Consider the following 14,526-nt stretch of genomic DNA (forward strand, 5'->3'; position numbering starts at 1 on the left):
CACGAGCCCGCCGGCGCCGTTCCCTCGGCGCGCCTGCGCCCGCAACGGGGCGTGGCCGCCCTAAAGTCGAAGCGTGACCGCGATGACACCAGTGCCCGAACTCTTCCGCGAAGCAGTTGTGGCGCTGCAGTCCGTCCGGCCCCGCCGGGAGGTGCTGCTCGAGCCGATGCGCCCGCCGCAGCGGCTCGCGCCGTGGTCGTACGCGGTCAGCTGCGAGGTCTCCGGGCCCGCGGACGTGCTGGCCTCGGGCCGCCTCGTCCTGCTGCACGACCCGGAGGGCCAGGACGGCTGGGACGGCGTGCTCCGGCTCGTCATGTACGTGCGCGCGGAGCTGGACCGGGAGCTGGCGACCGACCCGTTCCTGCCGGCGGTCGGCTGGTCGTGGCTGACGGACGCGCTGGAAGTCTCGGGCGCGAGCTGGACGGCGCTGGGCGGCACGGTGACGGAGACGTCGTCGGCCCGCTTCGGCGACATCTCGGGGCCGACCCGGACCGACGATCTGGAGCTGCGGGCGTCCTGGACGCCGACGGACGCCGGGCTGCTGCCGCACGGGCAGGCGTTCTGCCAGGTGATGGCGAGCGTGGTCGGGCTGCCGCCGGTCGGCGTGACGCTCTTCGGGCAGCGCCAGAGCTCCTGAGGGCCTCGCTGCCGGGCCCGGCGGCCGTCCGGGCGATCATCGGCAACGAATCGGCAACGGTGATCCTCCCCCGGCGGCTCCCGCACCGGCTCCTTGTACGGATGTGAGCAAATTTCACGTCCGCTGAACGCCGTCCAACCCAACGGGAACGCCCGGACGGCCCTTCGGCGCACCGAGGGCGGCCCGGAATGGTCCGGACGATGCCGGACCCCGGCAGACCACTCCCGACGTTCCCGAGGCCGTTTCACGTCCTGGCCGTGCCCCCGTTCGTGACACGGCGCGGTCACGCACCGCAACAAGATCAACTCACGGCCGGCGACCCCGAGAACGCCCCCGACGGCCACGGACAGTCACCGTTCCGGACATCGGGACGGCCTTCGACCAGCCGTCCGCGAAGTTGATCATGCCCCGGCCGGAGCCACATTCCACCCGCGGGAAGCCCCCATCCGGACCCCCGTGACTACGCGCACCGGAAGCTGCACACCTCATCTGCACGGCCATTTGGCCGCCGGTAACTTCTTTGCATCGTGTTCGCTGGGCTATCTGTTAGCAACCGGCCGTGTACTAGCCCGATCGTGTTACTACGAACCCACTGAGTGACTGTTCGTTTGAGATAGATACCCATTCGATCCCCCCGCGAAGGGCTCAGGGCGGCTACAGTGCCTTCGACGACACCACTTTCGGTCTAAAGCTGGCGCGGCTGAACGGCCGAAGGTCCCGGTGCCGGTCGGGGGGCACGACCGACTCCAGGGAGGTAGTGACGTGGCTACCGTCGGCATTTCTCAGGCCGTCCGATCCACGCCAGCCGGCGCGTTGCCGGCGAGCATGGTTCCGCATCCGCGGGAAGAGCTCTTTTCCGTGTTGGTGGTCGATGACCACCCGCTGTTGAGGGAGGCAATCGCAGCAAGACTCGCACAGATGGGTGCGGGGACCGTCCACGAAGCCGCCACGGTGGCCGAGGCGAGGGCGCGAGCACAGGCCACCGGGCCTTGTGACCTGGCGATCCTCGATCTCGGACTGCCGGACGGCAGCGGCATCGAGCTGGTTACGGAACTCCGTAGCCACGGCTGGCCGCGCGTGGTCGTACTCGCATCCTCGGACGACCCGTACGCGGTCCGCTCGGCCTTCCAGGCCGGGGCCCAGGCGTACCTGCTGAAGTCCGCGTCGCCGGTCGTCGTGACCGACGGCGTGCGGCGTGTGCTCGAGGGCGGCGTGTACGCCGACCCGAGCGTGGCTCCGGTGCTGGCCACCGGGACCCGCGTCGCGGGCACCGACAACACCCCGCGCGAGCTGTCCGCTCGTGAGGTGGAGGTGCTCCAGCTGGTCGCCGACGGGCAGTCCAACAAGGAGATCGGCGAGGAGCTTTCGCTCTCCGCTCTCACCGTCAAGTCCCACCTGTCCCGGATCGGGCGCAAGCTCGGCACGGGCGACCGGGCTCAGATGGTGGCGCTGGCCATGCGGGCCGGCGTGATCCGCTGACACAGGCGAACAGCCCTGCGGGGCGGGCGGACCAGGCGCGGTACGCCCGTCCCGTAGGGTCGTCGGCTATGGGAAGTGCAGAGGCCGAGGACACCGGGATGGAGATCGAGTCCACGGGCGGTCCTGTGCTGCTACGCGAGCCCGCCGAGGGCACGCCCCCGGTGGTCACCGATCCGTCTGCGCTGGCCGAGGCCTGCGCGCGACTCGCCGCGGGCACCGGCGCGGTCGCCGTCGACACCGAACGCGCGTCCGGCTACCGCTACTGGCCCAAGGCCTACCTCGTCCAGCTGCGGCGCGAGGGTGCCGGCACGGTGCTGATCGACCCGATCGCCCTGGACGGTGACCTCCAGCCGCTGCGTGACGTCCTCAACGACCTGGAGTGGGTGCTGCACGCCGCCTCCCAGGACCTCCCCTGCCTCGCCGAGCTGGGCCTGCACCCGGCGGCGCTGTTCGACACCGAGCTGGCCGGCCGGCTGGCGGGCTACGAGCGCGTCGCGCTGGGGACGCTCGTCGAGCTGCTGCTCGGCTACACCCTCGAAAAGGGGCACAGCGCGGCGGACTGGTCGAAGCGGCCGCTGCCGGTCGACTGGCTCAACTACGCGGCCCTCGACGTCGAGCTGCTCGTCCAGCTGCGCGAAAAGCTGGAAGCGGAGCTGGGCGCCCAGGGCAAGCTGGAGTGGGCGCAGCAGGAGTTCGAAAACGTCCGGACGGCCCCGCCGCCCGCCCCGCGGGCCGAGCCGTGGCGCCGGACGTCGGGCGTGCACAAGATCCGCAGCCCGCGCGGCCTGGCGGCGGTCCGGGAGCTGTGGCAGGCCCGCGACGAGCTGGCCCGCAAGCGCGACCGCGCGCCGAGCCGGATCCTGCCCGACAGCGCGATCATCAACGCGGTGACGGCCGACCCGAAGACGGTCGAGGACCTGCAGGCGCTCCCGGTGTTCAGCGGGCGCGTCCAGCGCAAGTACACGGCGAGCTGGCTGCGGCACCTGCAGGCGGCCAAGGCGCTGCCGGCGTCCGAGCTGCCGTCGCCGTCGCAGCCGACGGACGGGCCGCCCCCGGTGAACCGCTGGGCGGACAAGGATCCGGACGCGGCGGCCCGGTTGTCGGCGGCCCGCGCGGCGCTGGCGGCGATCGCGGAGGACCGGCGGCTGCCGGTGGAGAACCTGCTGCTGCCGGACCTGGTCCGCCGCACCTGCTGGCGGCCGCCGGCGGAGACGGACGAGGAGTCGGTGGCGGACGTCCTGCGCGCCGGCGGCGCACGGCCGTGGCAGATCGAGCTGACGGCCACGGCACTGAGCAAGGCCCTCCAGACGTCCGCGTCCTGACCGGACAGATCCAGGACAGTTCCCGGTCAGCGCCGCACGGAGCCCGGATTCGCGCACGCCTTGATCTACCCTCGCGGGAAATCCCGGTTTCCGCCGAAGGTGCGCTCGATGACCGATTTCATGTCCGACCAGCCCGCCGTCCGGTGCTTTCTCAGTTTCACGCACGAGGACGACAGTTTCCTGAATTTCGTCACGCCGCTGAAATCCTCGCTCGAGCAGTTCTGCGCCTCGGCGCACGGCCGCAAGATCGAGATCTTCGTGGACCGCGAAACCATCGGCTGGGGTGAAGACTGGCGCACCAGGATCCAGGACGGGATCGACGCGTCGATGGTGTTCATCCCGGCCATCTCGATGAACTACTTCTACGAAAGCAGCGCCTGCCGGGAAGAGCTCACCGCGTTCTACGCCAAGGCCAACGAGCTCGGCCTCACCCAGCTGATCCTGCCGCTGATCATCCTGGGGCGGGACCTCATCACCGACGACAGCGACGACGCGAACATCCGCATCATCGGGCAGCTGCAGTACCTGGACATCGAGGAAGCCGTGCTGGCCGGGGCAGGGACCGCGGAATGGCGGCGGACCATGGCCGTGGTGGCGGGGAAGCTGATCAAGGCCATCCAGTCGGCCGAGCGCAAGCTGGCGGCGGCGGCCGCCGAGCCGATGCCCGGACCGGACGAGGACGGGCCCGGCCTCCGGGACCACGTCGAGCGGCTCGCCGAAATCGGCACGCTGCTCGAACGGCAGATCGGCGTCCTCACCGTTTCCCTGGACGACCTGGCCGGGGAAATGGTGAAGGCGACGGCCGATCTGGAAGGCCGTCCGAAAGAAGTCGTCAAAGAACGCATCGCGCGGACCGCCGACACGATCAGGCCGTTGTCGGTGAGTATCCAGCAGGCGGGCACCGATTTCGAGGCCACGATCGCCGAAACCGACAGCGTGCTGCGTTCCTACCTGGCGCTGATGACCTCGCAGGGCAGTCCGGACATGATCGCCCAGGCGCGCAAGGAGTACCAGGACTTCGTCGAAATGCTCGGCGAGCTGGAGAGCGTCGAGACGACGATCACCGAATTCCTCGGCCAGATCCGCCCGCTCGAGGCGATCAACGCCCCCTTGCGCGCGGCGATCCGGCCGCTGCGCGTCGGTGCCCAGTCGATCCAGCTCGGCATCCGGACCCTTCGCGAGCTTCGGGACCTCTGACGCCGACGCGCTAGCCGGTGAGCGTGGCGAGCAGCGTGTGCGCCTCGGCGCGCAGTTCCTCCGTCGGCTCCGGCAGCCCGACCAGGCGGACGACGCCGTCCGCGCCCTCGCGGACGTGGGCCTCCACGTCCAGCCCGGGGTCGTCGCGGCGGATCACCGCGATGCTCTCCACCAGGCCGAACACCAGGTCCGTGCGGATCGCCACCGCTTCCGGCGCGACCCCGGCAGCCGCCACCAGCCGCCCGTACGCCGCCTTCAGGTCCGCGCGCTCGGCGCGGAAGCGAGCGAGGTTCGCCGAGCCGACCTCCGGCAGCAGGTACAGCGCGCCCAGGTTGTGGCGGGCGCCGCCGAGCAGGCCGATGTCCGCGTACGCCAGCGCCCACAACCGGACCGCCGCCGGGGACGAGCCCGCCACCAGGCGAGCGGCCAGGTCCAGCGACGGGCGGACCGTCTCGGCCAGCAGCGCCGCGAGGATGTCCTCCTTGGCCGGGAAGTGGTAGTAGAGCGACGCCTGGCGCAGGCCCGCGCGTTCGGCGATCGCCCGCGTCGTCGTCGCCGCGTAGCCGGCTCCGGTGAACAGCTCGCCGGCCGCGTCGAGCACGGCCTGACGCGCGTCCGGCCGGTTCGCCGCCGCGCCGCTCGCCCTGGGCCTGCCGACCCCCGCCCCTTTGACCACGGCGGTGATCTTGCCAGGTCCGCGCCACGGACACCCGCACCGAGGTCCGGTTTCCCCCACATGTCGCTGTTGACGGCCCGTCGGCGCGGCCGTTAACGGGCTGCTAACGCGCCGGAGATCGTCTCGTCGCGCTCGAGACCTAATTTCTGTCAAGCGATCGAAACCAGGTCAGGAGCGCGCATGACCCCACCCGACGAACTCACCGCCTTCGGTTACCGTCAAGAGCTTCGCCGTTCGCTGGGCGGGTTTTCCGCCTTCGCCGCCGGCTTCTCGTTCGTCTCGATCCTCACGACCGTCTTCCAGCTCTTCGGCTTCGGCTACACCTTCGGCGGCCCGCTCTTCTTCTGGACGTGGCCCGTGGTGCTCGCCGGCCAGCTGCTCGTCGCGCTCGTGTTCGCGGAGCTCGCCGCGCGCTACCCGCTGGCCGGATCCGTGTACCAGTGGGCGAAACAGCTCACCCGGGGCTTCCTCGGCTGGTTCGCCGGCTGGATGATGCTGCTCGGCTGCGTCGTCGCGCTCGCGGCCGCGGCGATCGCGCTGCAGGTCGTGCTGCCGTCGGTGTGGGACGGCTTCCAGCTCGTCGGCGGCGACCCCGCGGTGACGTCGCCTTCGGGCGCGGCCAACGCCGTCCTGCTCGGCACCCTGCTGCTCGTCTTCACGACCGCGGTCAACGCCGGCGGGGTGCGGCTGATCGCGCGGATCAACGACGTCGGGGTCGCGGCCGAGCTGCTCGGCGTCGTGGTGCTGGTGACCGGCCTCGGCCTGTTCGCGGTCCGCGGGCCGCAGGTGGTGCTGCACGACACCCCCGGCACCGGCGCGGGGATCGGCGGCGTGCTCGCTTCGGCGCTCATGGCGGCGTACGTCCTCTACGGCTTCGACACCGCCGCGTCGGTCGCGGAGGAGACGAAGAACGCGCGGCGGACGGCTCCCCGCGCGGTGCTGCGGGCCGTGCTCGTGTCCGGGATCGGCGGGCTGGCCGTCGTGATCACCGCGCTGATGGCCGCGCCGAGCCTGACCGACGGGCAGCTCGCCGGCCACGGCCTGCCGTACGTGATCACCGCCGTCTTCGGCGACAGCCTCGGCCGCGTCTTCCTCGCCGACGTCGCGGTCGCCGTCGTCGTCTGCACCCTCACGATCCAGACCGGCACCGTCCGGCTGATCTACGCGATGGCCCGCGACGGCGCGCTGCCCGCGGCCACCCGACTTTCGTCGGTGAGTCCGCGCACCGGAACGCCGGTCGCGCCCGCGCTGCTCTCGGGCGGGCTCGCGATCGGGCTGCTGCTGCTCAACGTCGGCAACCCGACGCTGTTCAGCACGATCACCGGGACGTCGGTGGTGGTCGTCTACCTGGCGTACCTGCTGGTCACCGGGCCGCTGCTGGTGAACCGGCTGCGCGGGCGCTTCCCCGCCGAGCCCGGGCTGTTCTCCCTCGGCCGCTGGGGCGTCCCGGTGAACGGGGCAGCCGTCGCGTACGGCGTCGCCATGATCGTGAACATCGGCTGGCCGCGTCCGGAGATCTACGACGTGACCGGTTCGGGCGCCCCCTGGATGCTCCTCTTCCCGATAGAGTTCGTCGGCGGCGCGCTGGTGCTCGGCTGGCTCTGCTGGCTGCGGCTGCGCCCCGCTCCCGCCCTCGAACCCGCGATCTGAGAGAGGACGTCCATGAGCACCACCGCCACCACCCACGGCGCCCGCGACCACGCCCGCGCCCAGGCCGGCACCGTGGTCGAAACGATGCCGTCGATCCCGGCGAGCACCTGGCCGGCCCCGCCACCCGGCGTCGCGCCCGAGGCGCTGACCTGGGCCGAGACGGTGGCCGGGGGCGGCTACACGCACAAGGTGCTCGCCCGGGGCACGCGGCTGCGGCTGACCGACGTCGACGGCGACGCCTGCGCGCACCTGCTGCTGTTCAACGCCGACGGGCCGTGGGAGCGGCTGAACGTCGCGGACACGGTGAAGGTGCAGTGGAACGCCTACCTCGGCGAGAAGGTGGCGCTGCTGTCGGACCAGGCGCGGGTGCTCGCCACGATCGTCGCGGACTCGAGCGGGCGGCACGACGCGCTGTGCGGAACGTCCACTGTGGACGGCAACACCGCGCGCTACGGCGACGGCGCCCCGCAGGGTCCCTCCCCCGCCGGGCTGCCGTTGTTCACCTTGGCAGCGGCCAAGAACGGCCTCGGGCCACGGGACCTGCCGCCGAGCCTGTCGTTCTTCCAGGGCGTGCGGGTCCGGCCGGACGGCGGTCTGGACTTCACCGGGTCCGCGGGGGCCGGGAAGTCCGTGGACCTGCGCGTCGAGCTCCCGGCGGTCGTGCTGATCGCCAACGTGGCGCACCCGGTCGACCCGCGGCCGGACTACACCGTGACGAACCTCGAAGTGCTCGCCTGGCGCGACCGGCCGTCCACTCCGGACAGTCCGGAGTGGACGCACTCGCCGGAGGCCCGGCGGGCCTTCGAGAACACCGCCGACTACCTCTCCGCCCGGGGGATCGCATGAGCACGGCGTACCGGTCCCAGCTGGCGCTGACCTTCGACGTCCCGGCGCGGGCCCCGTTCTCCACGGTGCTGAAGCGCGGCAGCGAGCTGGCGATCGTCGACCTGGGCGGCAACCAGGCCGTCGACTTCCTCTGCTACGACGCGAACGACACGGCGAAGCGCTACAGCGCGGCGGCGACGATCGCCGCGCAGGGCAACATCTTCCTGACCACCGGCAGCGTCCTGCGCACCCAGGAGGGCGCGCCGCTGCTGACCGTCGTCGCCGACACGTGCGGCCGGCACGACACGCTCGGCGGCGCGTGCAGCAAGGAGTCCAACAGTCTCCGCTACGGCCAGCACACCCGCTTCCAGCACGCCTGCGTCGAGAACTTCCTCAGCGAGGGCGCCAAGTGGGGGCTCGGCAAGCGCGACCTGGTCGGCAACGTCAACTGGTACATGAACGTGCCGGTCGAAGAGGACGGCACGCTCGGCATCGTCGACGGGATCTCCGCGCCGGGCCTCGAAGTCCGGCTGCGCGCCGAGACCGACGTCCTCGTGCTCGTGTCGAACTGCCCGCAGATCAACAACCCCTGCAACGGCTTCGACCCGACGCCGGTCCGCATGGTCGTGACCTCCCCCGGAGGCGGCGAGTGAGGCTGCTCGTCGCCAACCGTGGCGAGATCGCCGTCCGGATCCTGCGCACCGCCGGGGAACTGGGTGTCGAGACCGTCGCGGTGTACTCCGACGCCGACCGCCTCGCCCCGCACGTGCGGCTCGCCGACCGGGCCGTGCGGCTCGGCCCGGCACCGGCCGCGGAAAGCTACCTGCGGGCCGACGCGATCGTGGCGGCCGCGCTCGACACCAGCTGCGACGCGGTGCACCCCGGCTACGGGTTCCTGTCCGAGGACGCGGCGTTCGCGCGGTCCTGCGAGGACGCCGGGCTCGCGTTCGCCGGGCCGTCGCCCGAGCACCTGGAGGTGTTCGGCAGCAAGCACACCGCGCGTGAGGCGGCGCGCGCCGCGGGCGTGCCGCTGCTGGCCGGCACCGGTCTGCTGTCCGATGTGGATGAAGCGCTGTCGCGAGCGGCGGAAATCGGCTACCCGGTGATGCTCAAAGCGACCGGCGGAGGCGGCGGGATCGGCATGCGCGCGTGCGCCACGCCGGATGAGCTGCGCGCGGCCTGGGACAGCGTGCAGAGCATCGCGGCCAAGAGCTTCGCCAACTCCGGGGTCTTCCTGGAACGGCTGGTGCGCCGCGCCCGGCACGTCGAGGTCCAGGTGTTCGGCGACGGCTTCGGCGAGGTGCTGGCGCTGGGCACCCGCGACTGCTCGCTGCAGCGGCGCAACCAGAAGGTCGTCGAAGAGTGCCCGGCGCCGGACCTGCCCCAGGCCGTCCGGAAGCGGCTCGTCGACTCGGCCGTCGCGCTGTGCTCGTCGGTGCGCTACCGCTCGGCGGGCACCGTCGAATACGTCTACGACCCCGAGCGCGCGGAGGCCGCGTTCCTCGAGGTCAACACGCGACTGCAGGTCGAGCACCCGGTCACCGAAGCCGTGTACGGCGTCGACCTGGTCGCCTGGATGCTGCGGCTCGCGCAGGGCGACCGCGCGATGTTCCGCGCGGTGCCGGTCGCGCGCGGGCACGCCGTGGAGGCGCGAGTGTACGCCGAAGACCCGAGCGCCGGGCACCGGCCCAGCGCGGGCCTCGTCACGCACGTCGCCCTGCCCTCGGGCGCGCGCGTCGACACCTGGGTCGAGCCCGGCACGACCGTCACCACGCACTACGATCCGTTGCTGGCCAAGGTGATCTGCACCGGTACCGACCGCGACGACGCCCTGGAGCACCTGCGGGAAGCACTCGCCACGACCCGCGTCGACGGCGTGCGCACGAACCTCGGACAGCTGCGGGCGGCGGCCGCCGACGCGGCGTTCGGCACGGTCGCCCACGATACGTCCACTTTGGACGGCATCGAGGACGCCGAGCCCCGGATCGACGTCGTGCGCGGCGGGACGATGACGACCGTGCAGGACTGGCCGGGCCGCACCGGCTTCTGGCACGTCGGGGTGCCGCCGAGCGGGCCGATGGACGACCGCTCGCTGCGGCTGGGCAACCTCGCGCTGGGCAACCCGGAAGGCTCGCCCGGCCTGGAGTGCACTGTGGACGGCGTGACGCTGCGGTTCTCCCACGCCACCCAGGTGTGCGTCACCGGTGCGCCCACCACGGTGCTCCTCGACGGTACCGGGATTCCCTTGTGGACACCGGTCGAGGTGCCCGCCGGGGGCACGCTGGACGTCCGCGCGTGCACGGCCGGGTTGCGCAGCTACGTCCTCGTCCGCGGCGGCGTCGACGTCCCGGCGTTCCTCGGCAGCGCGGCGACGTTCACGCTGGGCCGGTTCGGCGGGCACGGCGGCCGCGCGCTGGCCGCGGGCGACGTCCTGCGTACCGGGACCGCCCCCGCGGACCCGGTTCTCGGCCCGGTGACCGATCGTCCGGACTTCTCGGCGCACTGGACGATCGGCGCGCTCGAAGGACCCCACGCGGCACCGGAGTTCTTCACGCCCGAGGACGTCGACACGTTCTACGCCACCGACTGGCAGGTGCACTTCAACTCCGCCCGCACCGGCGTCCGGCTCGTCGGGCCGCGGCCGAAGTGGACCCGCGCGGACGGCGGCGAGGCGGGCCTGCACCCGTCGAACATCCACGACACGCCGTACGCGATCGGCGCCGTCGACTACACCGGCGACCTGCCGATCCTGCTCGGCCCGGACGGGCCCAGCCTCGGCGGGTTCGTCTGCCCGGCGACGGTCGCCACCGGCGAGCGGTGGAAGCTCGGGCAGCTGCGGCCGGGCGACACCGTGCGGTTCGTGCCGATCGACACCGACCACGCGGCGGCGCTGCGACGGCGGCCCGCGACGGCGGTGACGTCCACACGGGACGCCCGGCACGACGGCGGTGTCCTCGGGCGACAGTCCTCTTCGGACGACGAGCCGTCCGTCACCTACCGCCGCAGCGGCGACGACAACCTGCTCGTCGAGTACGGCGAGATGAAACTCGACCTGGCCCTGCGGATGCGGGTACACGCGCTCGGGGAGCGGCTGGCGGCCGAGGGCGTGCCGGGGATCGTCGACCTGACCCCGGGCATCCGGTCGTTGCAGGTGCACGTCGACCCGGACGCGCTGCCGGTCGGCAAGGCACTGGGCCTGGTACGGGAGCTCGAACGGGACCTGCCGCCGACGCACGCCCTCGAGGTGCCGAGCCGCAGCGTCCGGCTGCCGCTGTCGTGGGACGACCCGGCGACGCGCGAGGCGATCGAGCGGTACATGACCGGCGTGCGCGACGACGCGCCGTGGTGCCCGTGGAACATCGAGTTCATCCGCCGCGTCAACGGACTGTCCAGTGTGGACGACGTGTACCGCACGGTGTTCGACGCGGAGTACCTGGTCCTCGGCCTCGGCGACGTCTACCTGGGCGCGCCGGTGGCGACGCCGCTGGACCCGCGCCACCGCCTGGTCACGACGAAGTACAACCCGGCGCGGACGTGGACCGCGGAGAACTCCGTCGGCATCGGCGGCGCCTACCTCTGCATCTACGGCATGGAAGGGCCGGGCGGCTACCAGTTCGTCGGCCGGACCGTCCAGGTGTGGAACAGCTGGCGCGGCGGCGACCGGCCGTGGTCGCTGCGGTTCTTCGACCGGATCTCCTGGTATCCCGTCTCGGCCGACGAGCTGCTGGAGCTGCGCGCGCAAAGCTCGTCCGGCCGGCTGGAACTCGACACCACGGACGGCTCGTTCAAGCTGGCCGAGTACCAGCGGTTCCTGGCGGACAACGCGGACAGCATCGCCGGGTTCCGGGCGACGCAGGCGGCGGCGTTCGAAGCAGAACGGCGGGCGTGGGCCGCGGCGGGCGAGTTCGACCCGAAGCCGGAACCGGTGACGCGGCCGCCGAAGCGGGTCGAGGCGCCGCCGGGCGGCCACGTCGTCGAGGCGCCGTTCGCGGCGACGGTGTGGCGGGTGGACGTCGCGGCGGGCGAGCGCGTCGAGGGCGCGCAGTCGCTGGTGACGCTGGAAGCGATGAAGACGGAGGCGCGGATCCCCGCGCCGGCCGGCGGTGAGGTGATCGAAGTGCTCGTGTCCCCCGGCGACCAGGTCGCCCCCGGAACACCGCTGGTGGTGCTCGCATGACCGCCGACGCACGCTTTCCCGCGGAGGCGGCATCGAACACCGCCATCGAAGAGCGCGTCCGGGCCGCGTACCGGCGGATCGAGCAGGTGGACCGGCCGGAGATCTGGATCGACCTGCGGCCGGAAGCCGAGGTACTGGAAGAGGCCGCCGCGCTGGAAGAACGCGGGCTGCCGCTCTACGGCAAGCTCGTCGCGGTCAAGGGCAACATCGACGTCGCCGGGCTGCCGACAACAGCGGGGTGCCCGGCCTACGCGTACAAGCCGGAGGCCGACGCGCCGGTCGTCGCGCGGCTGCGCGCGGCCGGGGCGCTGGTGCTCGGCACGACCAACCTCGACCAGTTCGCGACCGGCCTGGTCGGGACGCGCAGCCCGTACGGCGCGGTGCGGTGCGCCGTCGACCCGGCGTACGTGTCGGGCGGGTCGAGTTCGGGGTCGGCGGTGGCCGTGGCGCTCGGGATCGTGGATCTGGCGCTGGGCACCGACACCGCGGGCTCCGGGCGGGTGCCCGCGGCGTTCAACGGGATCGTCGGGCTCAAGCCGACACCCGGGCTGCTGCCGACGCTCGGTGTCGTGCCCGCGTGCGCGAGCATCGACTGCGTGTCCTTGTTCGCGCGGACGGTCGAGGAGGCGTCGTTCGCGCTGACCTGCCTGGCGGAACCCGCGCAGGTCCACACGGGACGGTTCCGCCTGGGCGTTCCCGATCAGCTGGGCCCGCTGGCGCCGGGCTGGGCGGAAGCCTTCGACGCCACCGTCGCGGAGTACGCCGCGGCAGGCGCCGAAGTGACCACTGTGGACATGTCGGCGTTCCTCGAAGCGGCGCAGCTGTTGTACGGCGGCGCGTTCGTCGCCGAGCGCTACACTGCCGTCGGCGAGTTCCTGGAAGCGCACCCGGACGCCGTCGACCCGGTGGTGCACGGCATCATCACCGGCGCTCGCGACATCCGGGCGCACCGGCTGTTCGCCGACCAGGCCACCCTGGCACGCCTGCGGACCGAGGCCCTCGCCGTCCTGGCCGGGGTCGACGCGATCCTCACGCCGACGACGACCGAGCACCCCACCATCGCCGAGGTGGCGGCGGACCCGGTCGCGGTCAACGCGCGGCTGGGCCGGTTCACCAACTCCACCAACCTGTTCGGGCTGTCGGCACTGGCGGTCCCGGCGGGCGAGGTGGCCGGGCGCCCGTTCGGCGTGATGCTGGTCGCCGCCCCGCACGACGACCTGAAGCTGGCCGCGGTGGCGAGCCTTCGCGGCGAACGGGTCCCGCTCGTGGTGGTCGGCGCGCATCTGCGCGGGCAGCCGTTGAACCATGAGCTGACTTCGCGGGGCGGGCGCTTCGTCTCCGCGGTTTCCACCGCCGACGCGTATCGGTTGTACGCGCTGGACACGGTGCCGCCGAAGCCGGGGCTCGTGCGGGTCGCGTCCGGCGGCGTCGCGATCGCGGCCGAGGTGTGGGACCTGCCGGTGCGGGGCTTCGGCGAGTTCGTCTCGCGGATTCCCGCACCGCTGGCGATCGGCAAGATCGAGCTGGCCGACGGCTCCCGGGTGTCCGGCTTCCTGTGCGAGCCGGCGGCGACGGAAGGCGCGCAGGACATCTCGGCCAAGGGCGGCTGGTTGGCGTACCTGGGGTCACGCCGGCCGTGAACGGGATGCGTGGTCGCGGATACCGGGGGCGTGGAAGTCCTCGCGTGCGGCGCCTTCGCCGAACTGGATAACGATCAGCTGAGGATCTGGGCACCCGTCGGGTAACAAGCCTCGACCCTGGGCAGTAGACCGCCGATGACCTTGGTGAGGAACCTCCGGAGGCGGCCATGACCACGGCGACCAGATCCCCGCAGACCACGCTCGTCCACTCGTACCTGTTCCTGCGGCGCGCCATCGGCCTGATCGGGCTGGCACTGCCGTTCGTCCTGATCTTCGGCAAGCAGCTCCTCCAGGGTGGCGAGCTCGCCGGGTCGCTCAGCGCGTACTACTACACGGACGTCCGGAACGTCTTCGTCGGCGCGATGTGCGCGGCCGGGGTGTTCCTGCTGGCGTACTACGGCCACGACTTCGTCGACAACGTGGCGAGCACGGTGGCGGGCCTCGGCGCGATCGGGCTGGCGCTGTTCCCGACCACCCCCGCCCACGACGTGTCGTCGTGGGACCGGACGTCGGGGGTCCTGCACCTGGTCTTCGCGGCGGTGTTCTTCCTGATGCTGGCGTACTTCTGCCTGCGCCTGTTCCCCCACGACGGCGAGCAGCCGCCCGGCACCGGCGTCGTCTACCGCGGGTGCGGCGTGGTGATCCTCGCGTGCCTGGCCCTCATCGCCGTCACCAAGGCGCTCGGCCTGGTGCCGGAGTGGCACCCGGCGCTGTGGCTGGAGAGCGTCGCCGTCTGGGCGTTCGGGGTGGCGTGGCTGCTCAAGGGCCAGGCGCTGACGCCCAAGAGTGTGCCGTAGCCCACTCGACCGGGCCACACCCCTGGTTACCGGCGGGTAACAAGGGCTATCGTGCGGGCAGCAACCCTGTCTACTTGATGGAGCATTCGTGGCCGCACCAGCAACGCCGCTCGCGCCGAACGCGCG

General features: G+C 72.2%; 11 protein-coding genes. 10 read left to right on the forward strand and 1 reads right to left on the reverse strand.

All coding sequences use genetic code 11. From position 1 onward, the window contains the following. Window positions 1-73: 73 nt before the first annotated feature. The 4 genes from OG738_RS42070 (at window position 74) to OG738_RS42085 (ending at window position 4,635) form a co-directional block, all read left to right on the forward strand. Window positions 74-637 carry a DUF3000 domain-containing protein gene (locus OG738_RS42070; protein ID WP_329049486.1) on the forward strand — a complete coding sequence of 188 codons (564 nt, stop codon included), beginning with the start codon at window positions 74-76 and terminating at the stop codon, window positions 635-637. Window positions 638-1,399: 762 nt separating this feature from the next. Then, window positions 1,400-2,116, forward strand: a complete 717-nt coding sequence (locus OG738_RS42075) for a response regulator (protein ID WP_033261886.1) — start codon at window positions 1,400-1,402, stop codon at window positions 2,114-2,116. Window positions 2,117-2,214: 98 nt separating this feature from the next. Then, window positions 2,215-3,438 (forward strand): HRDC domain-containing protein, encoded by a 1,224-nt coding sequence (locus OG738_RS42080; RefSeq protein WP_442875972.1) that lies wholly within the window; start codon window positions 2,215-2,217, stop codon window positions 3,436-3,438. 108 nt (window positions 3,439-3,546) lie between these two features. Then, the gene (locus OG738_RS42085; protein ID WP_329049493.1) at window positions 3,547-4,635 is read left to right on the forward strand and encodes a toll/interleukin-1 receptor domain-containing protein; all 1,089 of its coding nucleotides are present in this window, start codon (window positions 3,547-3,549) and stop codon (window positions 4,633-4,635) included. 10 nt (window positions 4,636-4,645) lie between these two features. On the opposite strand, the gene OG738_RS42090 is transcribed toward OG738_RS42085, so the two are convergent. Next, window positions 4,646-5,311, reverse strand: coding sequence for a TetR/AcrR family transcriptional regulator (locus tag OG738_RS42090; RefSeq protein ID WP_329049495.1), 666 nt, complete (start codon window positions 5,309-5,311; stop codon window positions 4,646-4,648). 180 nt (window positions 5,312-5,491) lie between these two features. Here OG738_RS42090 and OG738_RS42095 point away from each other — a divergent pair, with 180 nt between their 5' ends. From OG738_RS42095 to OG738_RS42120, 6 genes are all read left to right on the forward strand, one after another. Then, the gene (locus tag OG738_RS42095; protein WP_329049496.1) at window positions 5,492-6,961 is read left to right on the forward strand and encodes an amino acid permease; all 1,470 of its coding nucleotides are present in this window, start codon (window positions 5,492-5,494) and stop codon (window positions 6,959-6,961) included. Window positions 6,962-6,973: 12 nt separating this feature from the next. Beyond that, window positions 6,974-7,807 (forward strand): urea amidolyase associated protein UAAP1, encoded by an 834-nt coding sequence (locus OG738_RS42100; RefSeq protein WP_329049497.1) that lies wholly within the window; start codon window positions 6,974-6,976, stop codon window positions 7,805-7,807. Continuing rightward, window positions 7,804-8,439, forward strand: a complete 636-nt coding sequence (locus tag OG738_RS42105) for an urea amidolyase associated protein UAAP2 (protein WP_329049498.1) — start codon at window positions 7,804-7,806, stop codon at window positions 8,437-8,439. Before OG738_RS42100 ends, OG738_RS42105 begins: the two co-directional genes overlap by 4 nt. Further along, window positions 8,436-11,963 carry an urea carboxylase gene (gene uca / locus OG738_RS42110; RefSeq protein WP_329049499.1) on the forward strand — a complete coding sequence of 1,176 codons (3,528 nt, stop codon included), beginning with the start codon at window positions 8,436-8,438 and terminating at the stop codon, window positions 11,961-11,963. The genes OG738_RS42105 and uca overlap by 4 nt, the downstream gene beginning before the upstream one ends. Continuing rightward, window positions 11,960-13,603, forward strand: a complete 1,644-nt coding sequence (locus tag OG738_RS42115) for an allophanate hydrolase (RefSeq protein WP_329049500.1) — start codon at window positions 11,960-11,962, stop codon at window positions 13,601-13,603. The genes uca and OG738_RS42115 overlap by 4 nt, the downstream gene beginning before the upstream one ends. 167 nt (window positions 13,604-13,770) lie before the next feature. After that, window positions 13,771-14,400 (forward strand): DUF998 domain-containing protein, encoded by a 630-nt coding sequence (locus OG738_RS42120; protein WP_329049501.1) that lies wholly within the window; start codon window positions 13,771-13,773, stop codon window positions 14,398-14,400. The last annotated feature ends 126 nt before the right edge of the window (window positions 14,401-14,526 follow it).

It is taken from the genome of Amycolatopsis sp. NBC_01488 (assembly GCF_036227105.1).
Taxonomy (GTDB): Bacteria; Actinomycetota; Actinomycetes; order Mycobacteriales; family Pseudonocardiaceae; genus Amycolatopsis.